Below are 20,509 nucleotides of genomic sequence, written 5' to 3'. Positions count from 1 at the left end.
CCAATGATCGCCCCGGTTTTACATTTTAGCCGCGCCGAATTTGAACAGCGCATCAAAATCACCCGGCAGGAAATGGAGCTGCGTGGCCTCTCTTTGCTGATCCTTTCGGACCCCAGCAACATGAACTGGCTGACAGGCTATGATGGCTGGTCATTTTACGTGCATCAATGCGTGGTTTTAGGCTTGCATGGCGATCCGATTTGGTTTGGCCGCGCACAAGATGGCCGCGGCGCTTTGCGCACAGTGTTCATGCCCGAGAGCAATATTATCGGCTATCCGGATCACTATGTGCAATCCACCGAGCGTCACCCGATGGATTATCTTGCCGCGCAAATAACCACCCTAGGGCTAGATGGCGCGCGTATTGGCGTTGAAATGGACAATTATTGGTTTTCAGCCGCCGCCTACCAAGCGCTTCAGAGACATTTGCCAAATAGTAAATTCCAAGATGCAACAGCGCTGGTGAATTGGCAGCGTGCGGTCAAATCAGAGGCCGAGCTGGCCTATATGCGACAAGCCGGCAAAATCGTTGGCCGGATGCATGAGCGGATCCGGCAACGCGCAGAGGTTGGAATGCGCAAATGCGATCTTGTGGCCGAGATTTACGATGCCGCTTTGCGCTATGATGCCGATATTGGCACGGGTGGCGATTATCCCGCTCTGGTGCCTTTATTGCCCTCGGGGCCGGATGCCGCCGCGCCGCATCTCACATGGGATGATCAGCCCTTGAAACGCGGCGAAGGCACATTTTTCGAGATTGCCGGTGTTGTGCATCGCTATCACTGCCCGCTTTCGCGCACGATGTTTCTAGGCAAACCAACCGATACGTTTCTGAACGCTGAGAAAGCCGTTTTGGAAGGCATGGACGCGGGGCTTGAACAGGCGCGCGCCGGCAATCTTTGTGAAGATATTGCCACTGCATTTTTTGGTGTTTTGAAAAAATATGGCATCGAAAAAGACAACCGTACCGGTTATTCCATCGGTGCCAGCTACCCCCCCGATTGGGGAGAGCGCACCATGTCTTTACGCCCCGGGGACAAAACCGTGCTGCAGGAAAATATGACCTTCCATTTCATGACTGGGCTGTGGATGCAGGATTGGGGCTTTGAGATCACCGAAAGTATCCGCATCACACAGACCGGCTATGAGTGCTTGGCGGATGTACCCCGTGAATTGTTCGTAAAGGAATAAGATATGAGAGCCTCTCCGATAAGCGCCAGCGTTTCCTTTGACGCAGAGGGCGTGCAACATGGCCATCTCACGCTGCCCCATAGCCATGATTTCAGCGCTTGGGGAAAGATTATGATCCCCATCACCGTGATCCGCAACGGCGTCGGACCCACGGCGCTGATCACCGGGGCCAATCACGGCGATGAATATGAAGGCCCCGTTGCGCTGCAGGAGCTGGCTTTAACGCTAGACGAAAGCGCGATCACGGGCCGCGTGATTATCGTGCCAGCGTTTAACTTTCCAGCGTTTAAAGCTGGCACCCGCACCTCTCCTATCGACCAAGGCAACCTGAACCGGCTGTTTCCCGGGCGCCCAGATGGCAGTATCACCGAGAAAATCGCAGATTACTTTCAACGCTATTTACTGCCCATGGCAGATGTTGTGCTAGATTTTCATTCCGGTGGGCGCACGCTGGATTTTCTTCCCTTTGCGGCAGCCCATATTTTGGAAAACCCGGCCCAGCAAGCCGCTTGCGTGGCGGCGCGCAATGCCTTTAATGCGCCATTTTCAATGATGCAGCTCGAAATTGACAAGACGGGCCTGTATGACACAGCCGCAGAAGATATGGGAAAGATCTTTGTGTCAACCGAGCTGGGCGGCGGCGGATCCGCCACTGCTAAATCGATTGCCATTGCAAAAAAAGGCCTGCGCAATCTGCTTATCCATGCTGAAATACTGAACGCACCCTTAGCGTTAGAACCTTCTGTTGAAATCGATATGCCCGATGGCGATTGCTTTACCTTTGCTGCAGGCGAGGGCCTGTTTGAACCAATGGTCGATTTGGGGGATCCTGTGGAAAAAGGAGATATCACCGCCCGTATCTGGCCCAAAGATCATACCGGACGCGCGCCCGAACATTGCTATGCACGCCGCTCTGGTATTCTGGTTGGACGGCATTTCCCTGGCTTGATCGCCATGGGCGATTGCGCCACTGTGATCGCAGAAATAATCGGCGACGTGGATTTGCCTGATCCAACTTAAGCAGATTGCACAGCCCAAACCCATCGCGCACCCACCCCGGAAACACAGGACGATTATACAGGGCATTTGTAAGGATAAAACATGTTGAAAAATGACCAATTGGAAAGCTGGGATCGCGAAAACTTCTTTCATCCCTCCACCCATCTGGCAGAGTTTTCCCGCGGTAATTTAGCCCAGCGCGTGATCAAAACAGCGTCGGGTTGCCACATCACAGATCGTGATGGCAACCGCCTGCTGGATGCATTTGCCGGTCTTTACTGCGTGAATGTCGGCTATGGCCGATCAGAAATCGCCGAAGCGATTTCAAAACAAGCGCATGAATTGGCCTATTATCACGCCTATGTCGGCCATGGCACCGAAGCCTCAATCACCCTGTCAAAAATGGTGCTAGAGCGCGCGCCCGAACACATGTCCAAAGTCTATTTTGGGTTGGGGGGGTCGGATGCCAATACCACGAATGTGAAGCTGGTTTGGTATTACAACAATATTCTGGGGCGCCCTGAAAAGAAAAAGATCATCTCACGCTGGCGGGGGTATCACGGCTCGGGCTTGGTGAATGGATCTTTAACCGGGTTGAAAATATTTCATGAAAAATTTGATCTACCCTTAGATCGGATCCTGCACACCACCGCGCCTTATTATTACCGCCGCGATGATCTAACCCAAAGCGAAGAAGGCTTCGTGGCAAAATGCGTGGCGGATCTGGAGGCGATGATTGAAACAGAGGGCGCGGATACGATTGCCGCCTTCATTGGTGAACCGGCCTTGGGCACAGGGGGGCTTGTGCCGCCGCCAAAAGGCTATTGGGCCGCCATTCAAGCGGTTTTGAAAAAGCATGATATTTTGCTGATTGCCGATGAAGTGGTCACTGGCTTTGGCCGCTTGGGCAGCATGTTTGGCAGCGAGCATTATGAGCTAAAACCCGATTTGATCACGATTGCCAAAGGCCTAACCTCGGCTTATGCGCCCTTATCAGGCTCAATCGTCAGCGATCGCATGTGGCGCGTGTTAGAACAAGGCACGGATGAATTTGGCCCCTTTGGACATGGGTGGACCTATTCGGCGCATCCAATTGGTGCGGCCGCCGGCGTGGCGAATCTAAGCTTACTGGATGATTTAAACTTAATCGAAAATGTCCGCTCAATGGGGCGCTATTTTACCGCCGGCTTGCGCGATGCGCTTGGGGCGCACAAACATGTTGGAGATATTCGCGGGGAAGGATTACTGGGCGCGGTTGAATTGGTGGCAGATCGCAACGATCGGGTGTTCTTTGAACCCAGCGCGATGATTGGCGCAAAAGTAAACGCGGCTTTGCTCAACCGCGGTGTGATTAGCCGCGCGATGCCCGAAGGCGATATCTTAGGATTTGCGCCGCCTTTCTGCCTAACGCAAAGCGAAGCTGATGAAATCATCGCCAAATTGCGCGATGCGATCATTGAGGTACTGGGGTAAAACATTTTTTGTTTCCCCAATTTTTCAGTATTAGAGCAGGCAATAATATCTGGGGCATATCTAAGCAGCCCCAATTCAAGAGGTTCGAATGAGCAAGAAAAACGCGGTAATGCTGATCCTTCTTGGGGGCACATTTATGAGCTTTGTGGGGCTTTACATGCGCCTTCTCACCGATGCGAATGGCTTTCAGATCTTATTTTACCGCTCGCTGAGCCTCTGCGCAATCGTGGGCCTTGTCAGCTGTTTGCGCCGCCGCATTGGACCGGTCCAGTTTTTACAGCGCTTGGATCAAGCAGATTTCAAAATGGGCTCGGCGCTGGCACTGGCTTTTACCTGCTATGTCTTCGCCATGCTTTATACCACCGTTGCCTCAACTCTGTTTATCCTTTCGGCCGCGCCCTTTATGGCGGCGGTAATCGGCTGGGTTTGGATCAATGAAAAGCCGCAGAATATTACCTGGGTTGCGATGATTTTTGCCTCCTGCGGGGTATATCTTATGGTGCGCGAAGGGGTCCAGCTTGGCCAAAGCTTTGGCAATGTGATGGCCTTAATTTCCGCCGCCTGTTTTGCCTTAATGTTGGTTCTGGCGCGCAAAAGCGGCAAACAAGATGTGCTGGGTGGAACCTTTACCGGTGGCGCGATCTGCGCGCTGATCGGCGCGGGCGCAACCCTTTTTTCAGGGGCAAGTTTTGCTGTATTACCGCAGGATTTAGCCATCATTTTGATCATGGGCGCTTTTGGTATCGGCATCGGCATTGCCTTCGTTACATGGGGGGCCAGCTATGTTCCGGCCGCCGAAGTCAGCCTTTTGGTTTTGATCGAAAGCGTTCTAGGCCCCGTCTGGCCGTGGATTTTCTTGGGCGAAGCGATGAGCCCCACCGAACTGATCGGAGGGCTTACAATTTTGGCGTCGGTCGCCCTATTTGCACGAGTCAGCGCCAAACCCGAAGCAAAACGAAACGCCCAAAACAGCGCGCTTTAACGCCTAAACCTGCCCCTCCAAGCCCAAACTTGACAAAGATGGCCAAGGTTTATTTATGTCATAACAGATTGGAAAGCAGCGTGATGCGCATCAAATGGAAACAAAGAACACGATGAGGGTGCGGTCTATTTTCAAACGGGCCGTGATGAGCGCCCTACTGATTGCGGGGCAGATCGCAGCGCAGGGCGCGCAAGCCGGATCATCGATCAAGATCATTCCACAGGCCAAGGGCTCTGCTTTGCAAACCGATAATGCGGCTGACGGCACGGATGATTATTCCACAGATGCGCGGCTGGTAAGCTATGTTGTGGATCGGGTGATCTTGCGCAATGGCTTGATTGTGCGGAGATGGCGCTGGACGCCAGAGGCCAAAGCGCTTGGCATGGCCGATCTGCCTAGTTTCGGGATTATCGCGCAGGATGTTAAAGCCCTTCATCCTGAAATGGTGTTTACCAATGAACAGGGGCATCTGGTGATACAGCGCCAGAAACTGATGCAAAAGGATGCCTCCGTTGCGGAATTGGTAGAGGTGTGCGGCGCGATCTATGGATGTTCACAATATCGCCAACATATGCTGCAAACAGGGTTAAAATAACCAACCTCTTGCGTTAGATTAGGCCAGAATGAAGATGCGTTTCACACCATTAAAAAGCTTCATCTGCAGCCTGTTTCTTGGGTTTCACCAAGCCCTTGCCTGCGAGATAGAACTGGTGATCGCGATGGATGTATCGCGCTCGGTGGATCAATATGAATTCGACCTGATGCGCAGCGGCACGGCCAATGCGTTCCGCCATCCCGAAATTATCGACATGATCAATTGGATGGACGGGGGGATTGCGGTCAGCCTCACCCAATGGAGCGGTCTAGACAAACAACGCGTCATGCTACCTTGGCGGCATTTGCAAGATAAATCTTCAATCGCGCGCTTTGCAACTGAGATCGATCAGATGAAACGTGCCTTTCGCTTTGAATTTACTGCCCCCGCGCAGGGCCTGAGCCACGCGTTTTCAATGTTTGCCCAAAACCCCACGCAATGTGAGCGCAAAGTGATCGATCTTTCCGGCGATGGCAGGGCCAATCAAGGCGAAAGCACGGGTCAAATGGCCAGCCTGATTGCTGGCTTGGGCGTCACGATTAACGGGCTGGTGATCCGCGGAGATCACCCAGACCCGCTTGAGTTTTATGTAAATGATATCCAACGCGGGCCGCTATCCTTCGTGGAAATTGCCGATGGCTATGATGATTTCCCGCGTGCAATTTTCCAAAAAATCCAGCGTGAAATTGCACCGCTTTACTCGGAAAATACGCCCAAGCTGCGTTAAGCACCCCCCCGCAAGCTCGCAGGCAAATCTGCGTTTTAGAAATCAGACCCGCAGCCTAGAAACGCCCGGCTAAGCCGCTTTCCAAAGGCCTTTTTCAATCAGCGCCGCATGGGTTTCATCCAAAGCTTTGCGCGCCCGGCTGATCAATATATCAATCTCATCGGTGGAAATAATCAAGGGCGGCGAAATAATCATTCGATCGCCGACATGGCGCATCACCAAATTATTGGCAAAGCAGCGCTCGCGGCAGATATAGCCCACAGTTCCCGCATCGGCTTCAAATTTTGCCCGGCTCTGCTTATCCGGCGTCAAAGCGATTGAGCCCATCATCCCAACAATCTTGGCCTCCCCCACCATTGGATGATCGCTCAGGCTTTCCCATTGGGTTTTTAAATAGGGGGCCGTATGCGTGCGTACATTCGTAACGATGTTTTCTTCATCAAGAATCCGGATATTTTCCAAAGCCACCGCCGCGGCCACGGGATGGCTGGAATAGGTATAGCCATGAGTGAATTCCGCAGTCGCCATAACAGCGGCAATTTCGTCGCTGACGATTGAGCCCCCAATCGGCTGATAGCCCGAACTAAGGCCTTTTGCGATGGTCATGATATCGGGCTGGATATCCAAGGTTTGGCTGCCAAACCAATTGCCCGTGCGCCCAAAGCCGCAGATCACCTCGTCAGCGATCAGCAAGACGCCATATTTATGGCAGATGCGTTGAACTTCGGGCCAATAACTCTGCGGCGGCACGATCACCCCACCTGCGCCTTGCACCGGTTCGCCGATAAAGGCCGCAACATGCTCTTGACCAATATCTAAAATCGCTTGTTCAAGCTCGCGGGCGCGGGCCAACCCAAATTCTTCCGGGTCCAAATCGCCCCCTTCTGACCACCAATTGGGCTGGTTAATATGATGAATATCGGGAATTGGCATGCCACCTTGGGCGTGCATCGCGCTCATTCCACCCAGCGAGGCGCTGCCCAGACTTGACCCGTGATAGGCGTTTTTCCGGCTAATGATAACCTTGCGCTCAGGATGGCCTTTGAGCGCCCAATATTGCCTCACCATCCGAATATTGGTGTCATTGGCCTCGGATCCTGAGCCGGCATAAAATACGTGGTTCAAATTGTCAGGAGCCAATTGGGCCAAGCGCTCTGACAGTTCGATCACTGGCACATGCGTGGTTTGAAAAAATGTGTTATAATAGGGTAATTCGCGCATCTGACGCGCCGCCACATCGGCCAATTCGCTGCGCCCATAACCAATATTCACGCACCATAACCCCGCCATTGCATCCAAATACTGGTTGCCATCTGAATCAGTGATATACACGCCTTTGGCGCTGGTTATCACCCGCGCGCCTTGGGCCGACAGCTCATCTTGCGCAGAAAACGGTTGCATATGATGGGCCGCATTGCGCCGCTGCAATTCATCTGTGGGCAAATAATTGGTCAATTGATTCATCGTGGTACCTTTGATTTTGCGGGGGCAGAGCGCGCGCAATATCGCGCGCTTGCACAGAATATGATCAAATTATTTATTGTCAATCGAATCACCACCCACGGCCTTTACGCAATGCCGAGGCGAATTTGCTCCATCCCCTGCAAAACATCTTGTAAAATCGCATCCGAGGCCGCCTGCGGATCACCCGCTTTCAGCGCGAGCAATGTTTCTTTATGTTGATCCACGAGGTGAAGCGTTCCAAGCCGCCCACAGACGATGCGCAATGACGGCCCGAAGCGCAGCCATAAACCATCGGTTAAAGCGCTCAAAATCGGAGCCTGCGCCAATTGATAAAGCTGATGATGAAATTGATAATTTAACCGCAGATACATTGGCGCATCGCCGCGGAAAATGGCCTGATCAAGCGCGCTATCCAGCGTGATAAGCGCAGCGATATCCTGCGCCGTAACCTGCTGTGCCGCCATAAAAATAAGCTTTGGTTCAAGAAATTGACGCGCAAAAGATACATCTTCTAGATCTTTGAGGCTTAAAGTTGGCACGCAGACCCGCCGATTGTCATTGAAGCTCAACGCACCTTCAGCGGTCAGCCTTCTGATCGCTTCGCGCACGGGCGTGAGACCCGCGGAAAGCCGCGTGGCCAACCCTTGTATGGTCACCGCTTCACCGGGAATAAATTCACCGAATAAAATCAGCGCGCGCAAATCCTGATAGACAATTTCATGCACCGGCAAAGCAGCAGCAGAAAGGGTTTTATCTAGGTTCATCATCGATATAGTCCAAAACGATCGCCAAAAAAATACAAATGAATCAACAGAGCTTGTCAGTTCATTGCACGCATGAAATCATAAACATATTGCCAAGTCTGGCAATATTTGATCAGATTACCTATGCAGAGCGGATGCTCTTATCCCATTCCTTATACAGGAGAGACACAGAATGAAACTCAATCTTATCGCGGCCGCTGCCGGCCTGACGCTAACAGCCAGCGCAGCTTTTGCAGACGAAGTGCGCGTCTATAACTGGTCGGATTATATCGACGAGAACCTGCTTAGTAAATTTGAGGCCGAAACAGGCTTAAAACTGGTTTACGATGTGTTTGACAGCAATGAAGTGCTGGAAACAAAAATGCTGGCCGGCGGCTCGGGATATGATGTAGTTGTGCCCTCTGGAACATTTTTGCAGCGCCAGATCGTGGCGGGTGCCTTCCAGAAGCTGGATATGTCAAAACTGTCAAACCACAGCAATATGTGGGATGTGGTCTCTTCGCGCACCGAGCAATATGATCCCGATAACGCCTATTCAATCAACTACATGTGGGGCACCACGGGGCTTGGCGTGAATGTGGGCAAAGTGCAGGAAATTTTAGGCGCGGATGCACCGCTTGATTCTTTAGAGCTGGTGTTCAACGCCGATAATATGGCCAAATTGGCGGCTTGCGGGGTATATTTCTTGGATGCCCCTTCCGAAATGATCCCGGCGGCGCTGCAATATTTGGGCGAAAACCCTGACAGCCATGACCCAGATGTCATCGCACAGGCCGAAGCGGTGTTTATGGCCGTGCGCCCGCATATCAAAAAATTCCACAGCTCTGAATATATCAACGCGCTTGCAAATGGTGATATTTGCGTGGCCGTCGGCTGGTCTGGCGATATTCTACAAGCCCGGGATCGTGCAGACGAGGCCGAAAATGGCGTAGAAATCGCGTATAATGCGGCCAAAGAAGGCGCGCAAATGTGGTTCGATCAAATGGCCATTCCAGTCGATGCCCCAAATGTAGAGGGCGCGCATTTATTCCTGAACTTTATCATGGATGCGCAGAATATGGCGGATGCGTCTAACTATGTATATTATGCGAATGGCAATCTCGCCTCACAGCCCATGCTGGAAGAAGATGTGATCGGTGATCCGGCGATTTATCCTGATGCAGCCACTTTGGAAAACCTGTTTACCACGCGGCCCTATCCGCCAAAAATACAGCGCCAAGTGACGCGGATGTGGACCAAAATTAAATCGGGCACCTAAGACCACGCCGATTTGGCCCGCGCTGATCTGCGCGCGGGCCAAACCAAACCAAAAGGGCTTTTAAATGGCGCCAAATGGCCAAACGCAAATATTTGCACCATGGGCAGATCCAGCTGCAAAGCCGCTGATCGAGTTTCGAAACGTCAGCAAGCGCTTTGGCAATTTTACGGCCATCGATAATTTGAACCTCAGCATTTATGAGCGCGAGTTTTTTGCGCTTTTGGGCCCGTCAGGATGCGGAAAAACAACATTGATGCGGCTGCTTGCAGGCTTTGAGCCGCTCAGCGCCGGCACCATTCTTCTAGATGGTCAAGATATCTCACCGATTCCACCAAATTTACGCGCTGTAAACATGATGTTCCAATCTTATGCGCTGTTTCCGCATCTGTCTGTTTGGGAGAATATTGCGTTTGGCTTGCGGCGCGAGACGCGCGATAAAGAGGTGATATCGCAGCGGGTTGCGGAAATGCTGAGGCTGACGCGTCTGGCCAAATTTGCCAATCGGAAACCGCATCAAATTTCGGGGGGCCAACGCCAAAGGGTGGCCTTGGCACGCGCTTTGGCAAAAGCGCCAAAATTGCTTTTGCTCGATGAACCGCTCGGCGCGCTGGATAAAAAGCTGCGCAGCGAAACGCAATTTGAATTGATGGATATTCAAGAGCGCACCGGTACGACCTTTGTGATCGTGACCCATGATCAAGAAGAAGCGATGACCGTCTCCTCGCGCGTGGCGCTGATGGATGAAGGCAAAATGGTTCAAGTGGCCACGCCTTCGCAAATATACGAAGCGCCAAATTCGATTTATACCGCTGATTTTATTGGCGATGTGAATATCATTAGCGGCACAGCCAAGCCTGAAAGCCGCCAGATTTCAATTGTTTGGGATGCCGAGCACGCACCGATCATCGCCCCCTCAGATGCCAGCTTCGGCACAGATGATACCATTCATTTTGCGATCCGGCCCGAAAAAGTGGGGATTTCAGCAGAAAAGCCCGCCGCTTCTGAAAACAGCTACCAGGGTAAAATTCTGGATATTGCCTATTTGGGTAATATTTCCACCTATCACGTCGAGCTGCCTTCAGGCCATATTATCAAGGCCCAAACCGCGAATACCCAGCGCCTGTCTGAGCGCGGGCTCACCTGGGAAGATACGGTCTGGGTTTACTTTCAAGGCAGCGCTGGCGTGCTGCTGAAAAGGTAGAGAGATGCGCCGCTTCGCGATGATTTGCCTGCCGTATTTATGGCTGGTGGCGCTGTTCCTCGTGCCGTTTTTGATCGTTTTCAAAATATCACTATCAGATATAGATCTGGCCATCCCCCCCTATACACCGCGCCTAGATTTCAACGCCGGCTGGCAGGGTTTTCTGCGCTTTTGGGCGGCGCTAGATTTTGAAAACTATGTGTTTTTAACCTCGGATGATCTCTATTGGAAAGCCTATCTGTCAAGCCTGCGCATCGCCTTCATATCAACCACGCTGACGCTGTTGATTGGATATCCAATCGCCTATGGAATCGCCCGCGCCAACACCGAATGGCGCGCCACTTTACTGATGTTGGTTATCCTGCCCTTCTGGACCAGCTTTTTGATCCGCGTTTATGCTTGGATGGGCATTTTGGGTACTGAAGGCCTGCTTAACCAGCTGTTATTGGCGCTCGGATTAATCGAAACCCCGCTGACCATTCTGAATACCAATTGGGCGGTATATATCGGGATCGTCTATACTTACTTGCCCTTCATGATCCTGCCCATTTACGCCAGTTTGGAGAAGTTAGACAATTCTTTGCTCGAGGCGGCGATTGATTTGGGATGTTCACGCCTGCGCGCCTTCTGGCTGATCACTATGCCGCTATCTAAAAACGGCGTTGTTGCGGGATGTTTTTTGGTGTTTATCCCCGCGCTTGGTGAATTTGTTATCCCTTCTTTACTTGGCGGCTCGCGCACCTTGATGATTGGCAAGGTCTTATGGGAGGAATTTTTCTCAAATCGAGATTGGCCCGTGGCCTCGGCCGTGGCGATCATCCTGCTGCTTATTTTAATCATCCCGATTATTCTGTTTCAACGCAATGAGCAGAAACAGCGCGAGGGTGAGCAATGAAAAAGTTCACTTGGTTCAACGCCACGGCTTTAACCTTCGGTTTTGCATTTTTATATTTGCCGATGGTGATATTGGTGATTTATTCTTTCAACGCCTCAAAGCTGGTCACGGTTTGGGCGGGGTTTTCTACCAAATGGTATGGGCGGTTGCTTGAAAATGAAGCGTTTTTAGACGCGGCCTGGGTTACGCTGAAAGTGGGCTTTATTTCTTCAACTTTGGCGACTGTTCTTGGCACTTTGGCCGCCTATGTGTTGATCCGCGCCGGCAGGTTTTGGGGGCGCACGTTATTTTCCGGCATGATTTACGCGCCTTTGGTGATGCCAGAAGTGATCACCGGCCTCTCGCTTTTATTGCTGTTTATCGGGATCGGTCTAGATCGCGGTGTGTTTACAATTATCTTGGCGCATACCACGTTTTCAATGTGCTATGTATCGGTGGTCGTGTCCTCGCGCCTTGCCAGCTTTGATCGCGCGCTCGAAGAAGCCGCGCTTGATTTGGGGTGCAGCCCGCTGCAAGCCTTCCGTTTGGTCACTTTGCCAATCATTGCACCTGCGGTGATTTCAGGGTGGTTATTGGCCTTCACCCTGTCATTGGATGATCTGGTGATTGCCTCTTTCACTGCCGGCCCTTCGGCCACCACATTGCCAATTAAAATATTTTCCGCCGTCAGGCTTGGCGTAAGCCCAGAAATCAACGCCTTATCCACGATTATGATCGCAATCGTCACCATTGGTGTGATCAGCGCCTCGTTGATTTCAAAGCGCGCCGCGCGCAAGCTCCAAGATGACAACGCAATGGCAAAACGCAATCAGGGATGAAGCGCTTATGTGAAGCCCGCGCTTATAGCGCAAAACCCGTTGCCGCCTGCTATTGGGCCAGTACAACCGATACGCCAGAGCTGGCGAACCTGACGCAAGATATCAACACAGAGATTGCCATTATAGGCGCTGGCTTTACCGGCCTATCGGCGGCGCATCATCTGGCAAAGCGCGGCGCCGATGTCACGGTGATCGAAGCCGAATTTCCCACTTTTGGGGCAACTGGGCGCAATGGCGGGTTTTGTTGCCTGGGCGGCGCGCAGGCTAAAAACGCCCAACTGGATAAGCGCTATGGCAAAGTACAACGCCTCGCCTATCGGCGCAGCGAAGTTGCCGCGGTGGGCTTGGTCAAAACCCTATTGGCCGAGCTTAACCTTCAGGCTGATACGCATTCAAGCGGTGAAACCCTATTGGCCCATCGCGCCTCAGATTGCGACAGCTTAAAAAACAGCCGCGCTCAGATCAAAGAAGATTATGGCGTTGAGGCGCTGTTTCATAGCAAAAGTGAGCTGCGTCAATTGGGAATGCAAGGGCCGTTTCACGGCGCGTTAACGATCCCCATCGGCTTTGGTTTAAACCCGCGTAAATATGCCTATGGTTTGCTGAGCTCTGCGGTCAAAAACGGCGGTAAAGTGTTTGTAAACAGCCCGGTAATTGATCTCAAAAAAGCGGGCGAGACATTTCGATTGACCACGCCGCAAGGCTCGATAACGGCCGATCGGGTTATTATTGCAACCAACGCATATGCCGCTGAAGACCTGCCCGATTGGATGGCAGGGCGCTTTATGCCGCTGCATTCTTCCGTGATTGTCACCGAACCGCTAACGCCCAAGCAGATAGAAGCGCAAGGCTGGAGCAGCGCGCAAATGGCCTATGACACCCGCCAGCTTTTGCATTATTTTCGCCTGATGCCGAACCGACAGTTTTTATTCGGAATGCGCGGCGGTCTGTTCTCAACCGACCGCTCAGAAGCTGCGATACAAAAGCTGATTACGCGCGATTTTCATACGATGTTTCCAGCTTGGAAACGCGTCAAAATCCGGCATTTCTGGACGGGGATGGTCTGCATGACGCGGCATCAAATTCCCTTTATCGGGGCCATTCCCAACCTCAGCGGGGCCTATGCGGGGTTTGGCTATCATGGCAATGGCGTGGCGATGGCCAGCTATGCAGGGGCGGTGCTCAGCGATTTGGTGATTGGCGGCGCACCGAATTTTGAGCGTCCAAAACTGCTGGGAACGCAGCCGCCAAAATTCCCCTTGGGGCGGTATCGGCGCCACCTTCTGGCCCCGGCCTATGCTTTGAAATATTTACAAGACCTTTAAGCGGGCGGTTTGACAGCTTTGGACGCTCCGCGCTTTAATCCCAGTTGCGCCTCGCGCAAAATGATCACCAAACCCGCCATTATGATGATTCCAGCGCCAATCAGCATTTGCAATGTCGGCAATTCGTTGAAAAACACATATCCGATCATCAGCGAAAACAACATGGCGGTATATTCAAACGGTGCCACCACCGAGGCAGGCGCAAAGCGATAAGATAGGGTTAAAAATATTTGTGCAACGCCGCCGATCAGCCCGATCAAAACCAACAAAACCGTTTGCATGATACTGGGCAGCACCCAGCCAAAGGGCAGCGTACACAGCGCCACGCTGGTCGAGGTTAAACTAAAATAAAACACGATCGCAGCAGGGTGTTCGCTAAGGGTCAACTTGCGAATATGCACATGTGCAAGCGCGATGAACGCCGCGCCCAAAAGCACCAAACCCACCCCAAAAGCGGCGCGTGGTTCAAATGGACCACTGGAAAAGACGGTCAAACGCGGCTCGATCACAACCAACACGCCGATCAACCCCAGCGCCACCGCGCAAAGGCGAAACATGCGCACTGTCTCGCCCAGCAACAGCGCCGCCAGCAGGACGGTGAGCAGCGGAGCTGTAAAGCTAATTGCGGTCACTTCGGGCAGGGGCAAAAACCCAACCGCCGCAAAGTTCAACCCCATTGCTATGGTGCCAATAACGCCGCGCCAAAAATGCCCCATCCGCGAGCGCACGCGCAAGCCGATAGATAATTCCCCCCGCAAGAGCAACCAAACCACGATCACCGGAATCGCAAAGAACGAGCGGAAAAACACCGATTGACCGGCAGGAACATCCGCCGATACCGCTTTCACCAACGAGAGCATGATAATAAAGAGCATCACCGCACACAGTTTAAGGGCAATACCTCGAAGAGGTTGCACGGCACGCCTCCTTTTTTATCATCGATGCATCGCCGAGCCTCTCTGCGGCTTTAAGCTGAGTTTGGCAAGACCCAATCGGCGCGCGGAAAATGGCAGGTATAGCCATTGGGAACGCGCATTAAATAATCCTGATGTTCTGGTTCTGCCTCCCAGAACGGGCCAACCGGTTCCAGCTCAGTCACCACAGGACCTGGCCAAATGCCACTGGCATTCATAGCGGCAATTCTTTGCTCTGACGTTAGTTTTTGCTCTTCAGTTACATAATAAATGGCAGATCGATAAGACAGTCCGCGATCATTGCCTTGCCGGTTCAGCGTGCTTGGATCATGAATTTGAAAAAATACGTCCAAAAGCTGGCTGAAACGCAGCTTTTGGGGATCGTAAATCACTTCCAGCGCCTCGGCATGGGTGCCATGATTGCGATAGGTGGCATTGGGCACATCGCCCCCGGAATATCCGCAACGCGTCGAGATTACGCCCGGCAGGCGGCGGATTAAATCCTGCATGCCCCAAAAACATCCCCCCGCTAGAACCGCACGCTCACTCATACCACATCCTCCACTTGATCGCGATAGGCGCCATAGCCCTCAGCCTCCAAATCATCACGATGAATAAACCGTAACGAAGCCGAGTTGATGCAATAGCGTAGCCCCCCACGTGCTTGCGGCCCGTCTGGAAAGACATGGCCCAAATGGCTATCCCCGTGCAAGCTGCGCACTTCTACACGCACCATTCCAAGGCTGCTATCACGTAATTCTTTCACATGCTGAGTTTCCACCGGCTTGGTGAAACTGGGCCAACCGCAACCGCTGTCAAATTTTGCACCCGAGGTGAAAAGCGGCTCACCCGAGACGATATCAACGTAAAGCCCAGGCTGTTTGTTGTTCAATAAAGCGCCCGTGCCCGGACGCTCGGTGCCATTTTCCTGCGTGACCCAATATTGCTCTTCACTTAAAGCGGCGATCACATCCGGATTGCGCTGATACTCTGCCATCTCATCCCCATTTTTTTCTAAGTCATAATATGGGATCAAATTTCCAAAAATAAAGGCTTGCGGGTTAAACCGCTGTGCGAAATGCGCTGCGCGGGTACCCCTGAAGAAACAACAGCGCCGTCAGATCGCCGTGATTGATCCTGATATCGCATTGCGCGGCAACGCTGGGCTTGGCATGAAGCGCAACGCCGCTGCCAGCGCGTTTCAACATGCCCAGATCATTGGCCCCATCACCAACCGCCAAAACATCCTGCGCAGTGATTGAAAGCTGCGCGGTTAAACGCTCTAATGCCTCAACTTTGGCTTGCTGGCCTAAAATCGGATCGCTGACCTGCCCTGTTACCACGCCGTGATCCACCAAAAGCTGGTTGGCGTGATGTTCATGAAAACCCAAATGCTGCGAAACTGGCTGCGTAAAAGCGGTAAATCCACCCGATACCAGCGCCGTATAAGCCCCATTGGCTTTCATCGTAGCCAGCAGCTCGGCCCCACCTGCTGTAAAGAAAATGCGGGTTTTGAGCGCCTGATCAATGATAGATGCTGGCTGCCCCTCCAGCAACGCAACGCGCGCGCGCAAAGCCTGTTCAAAATCCAGCTCACCATTCATCGCTTTTGCCGTTATGCCTTTAACCTGCGTGCCTACACCCGCCAAATCGGCCAGCTCATCAATACATTCCTGCTGGATCATCGTGCTGTCCATATCGGCCAAAAGCAGCTTTTTGCGCCGGCCCGCCTTTGGTTGCACAACCAGATCAACGTGCATCTCTTGAAGATCTTGCCAAACCTGCCACCGGTTTTCAGGCATGGCAGCAATTTCAAATTCCGCCGCTTCACGCGGATGCAGCCATGTGAGCTCTCGCCCGCCCCAAGCGCTGAATAAATTTCCAGCCATATCAACGCTTAAGCCACCGGGGGGGGCGATCAAACTACAGATCAACATTTGCTCTCCTTTTTTAAGCGCCAGGCCACCGGCCTTGACGCTGCCGTTTCGTCCTTTGCGCCCCTCATGCCCGAATGGCGCCGGCTTGTCACCCCGCGGCCACGCTGTCACGCGCCCCAAAGGATGCAGTTTCAGGGATGCTGTTGCGGCCAGCATGCACGCCCCGCATGTGACACGCAGCAGCAAAAATACCTTTTCGCCCTTGTGAGCGCTTAGCCAGCGCTATAAAGACGTTAGTGGGACACCCCTCCCCAACGAGGGGCGATTATCTGAAAGGGTAGCATTAATGGCTATTAAACAACCGGCATCGCGGCCGGCCAATCCGCGTTTTTCATCTGGCCCTTGCGCCAAAATCCCCACTTTTGATTTAAAAAACCTAGCTGATGCGCCTTTGGGGCGCAGCCACCGCGCCGCAATTGGTAAGGCAAAGTTAAAAGCCGCGATTGACGGTACACGCGACATTCTTGGCATTCCGGATGAGTATCGCATTGGCATCGTACCGGCCTCGGATACGGGCGCTTACGAAATGGCAATGTGGTCTTTGCTGGGCGAACGCGCAGTTGAAATGCTGGCTTGGGAAAGCTTTGGGGCCGGCTGGGTCACCGATGCGGTGAAACAGCTTAAGCTGGACGCGCGCGTGAGCATCGCCGATTATGGCGATATCGTTGATTTCAGCGCAGTCGATTTTGACAAAGATGTTTGCTTTACTTGGAATGGCACCACATCTGGCGTCTGTTTGCCCAATGGAGATATGATCCCGGCAACGCGCGAGGGTCTAACCCTATGCGATGCCACTTCAGCCGCTTTTGCCATGGATCTGCCTTGGGATAAGCTGGATGTCACAACCTTTAGCTGGCAAAAAGTAATGGGCGGGGAAGCCGCGCATGGCATGCTGATTCTAAGTCCGCGCGCGGTAGCACGCCTGGAAAGCTATACGCCCCCTTGGCCGCTTCCAAAGATTTTTCGCCTGACCAAAGCCGGCAAGCTGATTGAAGGAATTTTCAACGGCGCAACCATCAACACGCCTTCAATGTTGGCGGTTGAGGATTATCTGGTGGCATTGGATTGGGCACGCTCGGTTGGAGGATTGACCGGTTTGATCGCCCGTTCGAATAACAATGCAAATGCCATTGCTGAATTTGTTGCGCAGCATGATTGGATTGATTTTCTGGCGCAGGATCCATCCACCCGCTCAACCACTTCTGTATGTTTGAAATTCACCGATACGCGCATTCAAGATGGCAGTGCCTTCGCCAAAGCAATTGCCAAACGTTTGACGGATGAGGCAATCGCGTTTGACATTGGCGCCTATCGCGATGCCCCTGCTGGGCTGCGCATATGGTGCGGTGCGACGGTGGAAACCAATGATATCCAGGCCATGCTGCCTTGGCTAGACTGGGCCTTCCAGCTGGAAATCACCTCTCTCATGCAAGCCGCATAAGCCGGTTTAAACCCCCCTTTCTGGTGCAGGATTTGATCTGCTGCCATATTATTTTTTATACAAAGGACTGCCACAATGGCCCCTAAAGTACTTGTTTCTGACAAACTCTCTGAAACCGCCGTTCAAATTTTCCGCGACCGCGGCATTGATGTCGATTTTCAACCCGATTTGGGCAAAGATAAAGACCGCCTGCTTGCGGTGATCGATCAATATGACGGGCTTGCCATCCGCTCGGCCACCAAAGTTACCGAAAAAATCATCAAGGCTGCCAAAAACTTAAAAGTGGTTGGCCGTGCCGGGATTGGCGTTGACAATGTGGATAAAGAAGCGGCCAGCAAAAAAGGCGTAATTGTGATGAATACGCCCTTTGGCAATATGATCACCACCGCCGAACACGCCATGGCAATGATGTTCGCTGTCGCCCGGCAAATCCCCGAAGCCAATGCCTCGACACAGGTCGGAAAATGGGAAAAGTCCAAGTTTATGGGGGTCGAATTAACCGGCAAAACGCTTGGCGTGATTGGTGCCGGCAATATTGGGGGCATCGTCTGCGATCGCGCACTGGGCCTGAAGATGAAAGTGATCGCCTATGATCCGTATTTGGGCCAAGAAAAAGCTGATAAAATGGGGGTTGAAAAAGTTGATCTAGAGGCGCTGTTAACCCGGTCCGACTTTATCACATTGCACGTGCCCCTCACGGATCAAACCCGCAATATTCTCAGCCGTGAAAATCTGTTGAAAACCAAGAAAGGCGTGCGCATTATCAATTGTGCGCGAGGCGGTTTGGTGGATGAAACCGCGCTATCTGAGCTGTTGCAATCGGGCCATATCGCGGGCGCCGCCTTTGATGTTTTTGCGGTAGAGCCGGCGATTGAAAATCCGCTCTTTAACCTGCCAAATGTGGTTTGTACGCCGCATTTGGGCGCCGCCACCACTGAAGCGCAAGAAAACGTGGCGCTGCAAGTGGCTGAGCAAATGTCGGATTACCTTTTAACGGGCGCGGTCAGCAACGCGCTCAACATGCCATCGGTCACCGCAGAAGAGGCCAAAGTGATGGGGCCTTGGCTGCTTTTGGCGGGGCATCTTGGCAATTTCATCGGCCAATTGACGGATGAGCCGATCAAAGCGGTGAATATTCTTTATGACGGCTCTGTGTCAAAAATGAATCTAGACGCGTTAAATTGCGCAGCGATTTCGGGAATCATGAAAAGGGTCAATCCTGATGTGAATATGGTCAGCGCGCCAGTGATTGCCAAAGAGCGGGGCATACAAATCAGTACGACCAATCAGGATAAATCGGGCGCTTTTGAGGGATATATCAAAGTCACCGTGGTGACGGATACGCGCGAGCGCTCGATTGCGGGCACCGTTTTCAGCGATAAGAAACCACGGTTTATCCAAATCAAAGGCATCAATATTGATGCCGAGATTGCGTCTAATATGCTCTACACCACCAATAAGGACGTGCCCGGCATTATCGGGGCTTTGGGCCTGACCTTGGGGACCAATGGCGTGAATATTGCCAACTTTACGCTGGGGCGTGCTGCGTCGGGTGGTGAAGCCATTGCGCTTTTATCGGTGGATAGCCGCGTGCCCGCACCCGTGGTCAAACAGCTGAAAGAAACCGGATTGTTCCAGCAGATCAAACCTCTGACCTTTGAGGCTACACAAAGCTGATCCGCTATATGACAGGCGCGGCAAACCTGCGCCTGTCACGGCCAAACAAACCTCTCGCTTTATGCCGTGAAACGCTGAAATCAAAAGGACCAAATGATGAGTGATACACTTTATGCCATCGGCGATGTGCACGGCCAATTGGCACAGCTTGAAACTGCATTGATGCTTATTGAAAAAGACGGCGGCGCTGAGGCAAAAACGGTGTTTGTGGGGGATCTCGTGGATCGCGGCCAAGACAGCCGCCGCGTGATCGAGCTGATCATGGACGGGCTGGCAGCGGGCCGCAATTGGACAGTTCTAAAAGGCAATCATGACCGCATGTTCGACTGGTTTATGCAAACGCCTTTGCGACAGGATCCGCATTTGCAAATTGGCCATTCGTGGCTTCATCCCAGATTGGGCGGCGATAAAACACTCGCCTCTTATGGCATAGATGCAAGCGAGGGGCGGCGGTTATACGAAGTACAGCGCGAAGCGTTTGACGCAATTCCCCCAGCGCAGATCGCGTTTTTGCGCGCTTTACCCCTTACCTTCCAGCATGCGAATTGGTTTTTTGTGCATGCGGGTATACGACCCAATATTCCCTTATCCGAACAGTTCGAAGATGATCTTTTATGGATCCGTGAACCCTTTTTAAGCTATAAAGATCGCCATCCCTTTATGGTGGTGCATGGACATACGGCCCTGGATGCCCCGGCGCATTTCGGAAATCGCATCAATCTTGATGGCGGTGCCGGATACGGCCGTCCGCTGGTGCCGGTGGCCCTTAACAAGGAGACGATGCGCCCGCTCTGTTAGGCCCGCCACGTCAAAATGCTTGCGCTGCCTCGGTCTTTTATCGTAGGGCA

General features: G+C 52.6%; 20 protein-coding genes. 14 read left to right on the top strand and 6 right to left on the bottom strand.

Going from position 1 to position 20,509, the window contains the following annotated elements; genetic code table 11:
- Positions 1–3: 3 nt before the first annotated feature.
- The 6 genes from doeA to UM181_06305 all read left to right on the top strand — a co-directional run bounded on the left by doeA (position 4) and on the right by UM181_06305 (position 5,967).
- Positions 4–1,191 (top strand): ectoine hydrolase DoeA, encoded by a 1,188-nt coding sequence (doeA, locus tag UM181_06330; protein WQC64216.1) that lies wholly within the window; start codon positions 4–6, stop codon positions 1,189–1,191.
- A 3-nt stretch (positions 1,192–1,194) separates the two neighbouring features.
- A complete protein-coding gene (doeB, locus tag UM181_06325) occupies positions 1,195–2,211 on the top strand; it encodes a N(2)-acetyl-L-2,4-diaminobutanoate deacetylase DoeB (GenBank protein ID WQC64215.1) in 1,017 nt (338 codons plus the stop codon).
- 81 nt (positions 2,212–2,292) lie between these two features.
- Positions 2,293–3,663 carry an aminotransferase gene (locus tag UM181_06320; GenBank protein WQC64214.1) on the top strand — a complete coding sequence of 457 codons (1,371 nt, stop codon included), beginning with the start codon at positions 2,293–2,295 and terminating at the stop codon, positions 3,661–3,663.
- Positions 3,664–3,751: 88 nt separating this feature from the next.
- Entirely contained in the window at positions 3,752–4,645 is an 894-nt protein-coding gene (locus UM181_06315) for a DMT family transporter (protein WQC64213.1), read from the top strand.
- Between the two features lie 112 nt (positions 4,646–4,757).
- Positions 4,758–5,240 (top strand): hypothetical protein, encoded by a 483-nt coding sequence (locus tag UM181_06310; GenBank protein WQC64212.1) that lies wholly within the window; start codon positions 4,758–4,760, stop codon positions 5,238–5,240.
- 28 nt (positions 5,241–5,268) lie between these two features.
- Positions 5,269–5,967, top strand: coding sequence for a DUF1194 domain-containing protein (locus UM181_06305; protein WQC64211.1), 699 nt, complete (start codon positions 5,269–5,271; stop codon positions 5,965–5,967).
- A gap of 69 nt (positions 5,968–6,036) precedes the next feature.
- Here UM181_06305 and UM181_06300 read toward each other — a convergent pair whose 3' ends face one another.
- Positions 6,037–7,431, bottom strand: a complete 1,395-nt coding sequence (locus UM181_06300) for an aspartate aminotransferase family protein (protein ID WQC64210.1) — start codon at positions 7,429–7,431, stop codon at positions 6,037–6,039.
- A 104-nt stretch (positions 7,432–7,535) separates the two neighbouring features.
- Positions 7,536–8,198 carry a GntR family transcriptional regulator gene (locus UM181_06295; protein ID WQC64209.1) on the bottom strand — a complete coding sequence of 221 codons (663 nt, stop codon included), beginning with the start codon at positions 8,196–8,198 and terminating at the stop codon, positions 7,536–7,538.
- 169 nt (positions 8,199–8,367) lie between these two features.
- Here UM181_06295 and UM181_06290 point away from each other — a divergent pair, with 169 nt between their 5' ends.
- From UM181_06290 to UM181_06270, 5 genes are all read left to right on the top strand, one after another.
- Positions 8,368–9,453: a polyamine ABC transporter substrate-binding protein gene (locus UM181_06290; protein ID WQC64208.1), complete on the top strand. Its 1,086-nt coding sequence runs from the start codon at positions 8,368–8,370 to the stop codon at positions 9,451–9,453.
- A 64-nt stretch (positions 9,454–9,517) separates the two neighbouring features.
- Positions 9,518–10,654 (top strand): ABC transporter ATP-binding protein, encoded by a 1,137-nt coding sequence (locus tag UM181_06285; protein WQC64207.1) that lies wholly within the window; start codon positions 9,518–9,520, stop codon positions 10,652–10,654.
- A 4-nt stretch (positions 10,655–10,658) separates the two neighbouring features.
- Positions 10,659–11,549: an ABC transporter permease subunit gene (locus tag UM181_06280; protein WQC64206.1), complete on the top strand. Its 891-nt coding sequence runs from the start codon at positions 10,659–10,661 to the stop codon at positions 11,547–11,549.
- Positions 11,546–12,367: an ABC transporter permease gene (locus UM181_06275; protein WQC64205.1), complete on the top strand. Its 822-nt coding sequence runs from the start codon at positions 11,546–11,548 to the stop codon at positions 12,365–12,367. The genes UM181_06280 and UM181_06275 overlap by 4 nt, the downstream gene beginning before the upstream one ends.
- Complete coding sequence (locus tag UM181_06270) at positions 12,364–13,692, top strand: FAD-binding oxidoreductase (protein ID WQC64204.1); 1,329 nt, start codon at positions 12,364–12,366, stop codon at positions 13,690–13,692. Before UM181_06275 ends, UM181_06270 begins: the two co-directional genes overlap by 4 nt.
- Here the strand turns inward: UM181_06270 and UM181_06265 are convergent.
- From UM181_06265 to serB, 4 genes are all read right to left on the bottom strand, one after another.
- On the bottom strand, positions 13,689–14,609 hold the full coding sequence (locus tag UM181_06265) for a DMT family transporter (protein ID WQC64203.1): 921 nt from the start codon (positions 14,607–14,609) through the stop codon (positions 13,689–13,691). The two genes, UM181_06270 and UM181_06265, sit on opposite strands and share 4 nt — an antisense overlap.
- 50 nt (positions 14,610–14,659) lie before the next feature.
- Positions 14,660–15,157, bottom strand: a complete 498-nt coding sequence (gene msrA, locus UM181_06260; protein WQC64202.1) for a peptide-methionine (S)-S-oxide reductase MsrA — start codon at positions 15,155–15,157, stop codon at positions 14,660–14,662.
- Positions 15,154–15,603, bottom strand: a complete 450-nt coding sequence (msrB, locus tag UM181_06255) for a peptide-methionine (R)-S-oxide reductase MsrB (GenBank protein WQC64201.1) — start codon at positions 15,601–15,603, stop codon at positions 15,154–15,156. Before msrB ends, msrA begins: the two co-directional genes overlap by 4 nt.
- 64 nt (positions 15,604–15,667) lie before the next feature.
- Positions 15,668–16,543: a phosphoserine phosphatase SerB gene (gene serB / locus UM181_06250; protein ID WQC64711.1), complete on the bottom strand. Its 876-nt coding sequence runs from the start codon at positions 16,541–16,543 to the stop codon at positions 15,668–15,670.
- Positions 16,544–16,829: 286 nt separating this feature from the next.
- Between serB and UM181_06245 the strand changes: the two genes are divergently transcribed.
- The 3 genes from UM181_06245 (at position 16,830) to UM181_06235 (ending at position 20,459) form a co-directional block, all read left to right on the top strand.
- On the top strand, positions 16,830–17,984 hold the full coding sequence (locus UM181_06245) for a phosphoserine transaminase (protein WQC64200.1): 1,155 nt from the start codon (positions 16,830–16,832) through the stop codon (positions 17,982–17,984).
- 75 nt (positions 17,985–18,059) lie between these two features.
- A complete protein-coding gene (gene serA / locus UM181_06240; protein WQC64199.1) occupies positions 18,060–19,661 on the top strand; it encodes a phosphoglycerate dehydrogenase in 1,602 nt (533 codons plus the stop codon).
- Positions 19,662–19,757: 96 nt separating this feature from the next.
- Positions 19,758–20,459: a metallophosphoesterase family protein gene (locus UM181_06235; GenBank protein WQC64198.1), complete on the top strand. Its 702-nt coding sequence runs from the start codon at positions 19,758–19,760 to the stop codon at positions 20,457–20,459.
- The last annotated feature ends 50 nt before the right edge of the window (positions 20,460–20,509 follow it).

The organism is Alphaproteobacteria bacterium US3C007 (assembly GCA_034423775.1).
GTDB classification, from domain to species: Bacteria; Pseudomonadota; Alphaproteobacteria; order Rhodobacterales; family Rhodobacteraceae; genus Thalassovivens; species Thalassovivens spotae.
The sequence above is the reverse complement of the archived record's forward strand: the minus strand, read 5'-3'. Positions and strand labels throughout refer to the sequence as shown.

Excerpts from the sequence above, each read along its gene's own strand:
- msrB (WQC64201.1), bottom strand. The coding sequence starts at position 15,603 with ATGGCAGAGTATCAGCGCAATCCGGATGTGATCGCCGCTTTAAGTGAA.
- UM181_06285 (WQC64207.1), top strand. The coding sequence starts at position 9,518 with ATGGCGCCAAATGGCCAAACGCAAATATTTGCACCATGGGCAGATCCA.
- UM181_06320 (WQC64214.1), top strand. The coding sequence starts at position 2,293 with ATGTTGAAAAATGACCAATTGGAAAGCTGGGATCGCGAAAACTTCTTT.
- UM181_06290 (WQC64208.1), top strand. The coding sequence starts at position 8,368 with ATGAAACTCAATCTTATCGCGGCCGCTGCCGGCCTGACGCTAACAGCC.
- serA (WQC64199.1), top strand. The coding sequence starts at position 18,060 with ATGGCCCCTAAAGTACTTGTTTCTGACAAACTCTCTGAAACCGCCGTT.
- UM181_06245 (WQC64200.1), top strand. The coding sequence starts at position 16,830 with ATGGCTATTAAACAACCGGCATCGCGGCCGGCCAATCCGCGTTTTTCA.
- doeA (WQC64216.1), top strand. The coding sequence starts at position 4 with ATGATCGCCCCGGTTTTACATTTTAGCCGCGCCGAATTTGAACAGCGC.
- UM181_06295 (WQC64209.1), bottom strand. The coding sequence starts at position 8,198 with ATGATGAACCTAGATAAAACCCTTTCTGCTGCTGCTTTGCCGGTGCAT.
- msrA (WQC64202.1), bottom strand. The coding sequence starts at position 15,157 with ATGAGTGAGCGTGCGGTTCTAGCGGGGGGATGTTTTTGGGGCATGCAG.
- UM181_06315 (WQC64213.1), top strand. The coding sequence starts at position 3,752 with ATGAGCAAGAAAAACGCGGTAATGCTGATCCTTCTTGGGGGCACATTT.
- UM181_06270 (WQC64204.1), top strand. The coding sequence starts at position 12,364 with ATGAAGCGCTTATGTGAAGCCCGCGCTTATAGCGCAAAACCCGTTGCC.
- UM181_06310 (WQC64212.1), top strand. The coding sequence starts at position 4,758 with ATGAGGGTGCGGTCTATTTTCAAACGGGCCGTGATGAGCGCCCTACTG.
- UM181_06305 (WQC64211.1), top strand. The coding sequence starts at position 5,269 with ATGAAGATGCGTTTCACACCATTAAAAAGCTTCATCTGCAGCCTGTTT.
- serB (WQC64711.1), bottom strand. The coding sequence starts at position 16,543 with ATGTTGATCTGTAGTTTGATCGCCCCCCCCGGTGGCTTAAGCGTTGAT.
- doeB (WQC64215.1), top strand. The coding sequence starts at position 1,195 with ATGAGAGCCTCTCCGATAAGCGCCAGCGTTTCCTTTGACGCAGAGGGC.
- UM181_06275 (WQC64205.1), top strand. The coding sequence starts at position 11,546 with ATGAAAAAGTTCACTTGGTTCAACGCCACGGCTTTAACCTTCGGTTTT.
- UM181_06300 (WQC64210.1), bottom strand. The coding sequence starts at position 7,431 with ATGAATCAATTGACCAATTATTTGCCCACAGATGAATTGCAGCGGCGC.
- UM181_06280 (WQC64206.1), top strand. The coding sequence starts at position 10,659 with ATGCGCCGCTTCGCGATGATTTGCCTGCCGTATTTATGGCTGGTGGCG.
- UM181_06235 (WQC64198.1), top strand. The coding sequence starts at position 19,758 with ATGAGTGATACACTTTATGCCATCGGCGATGTGCACGGCCAATTGGCA.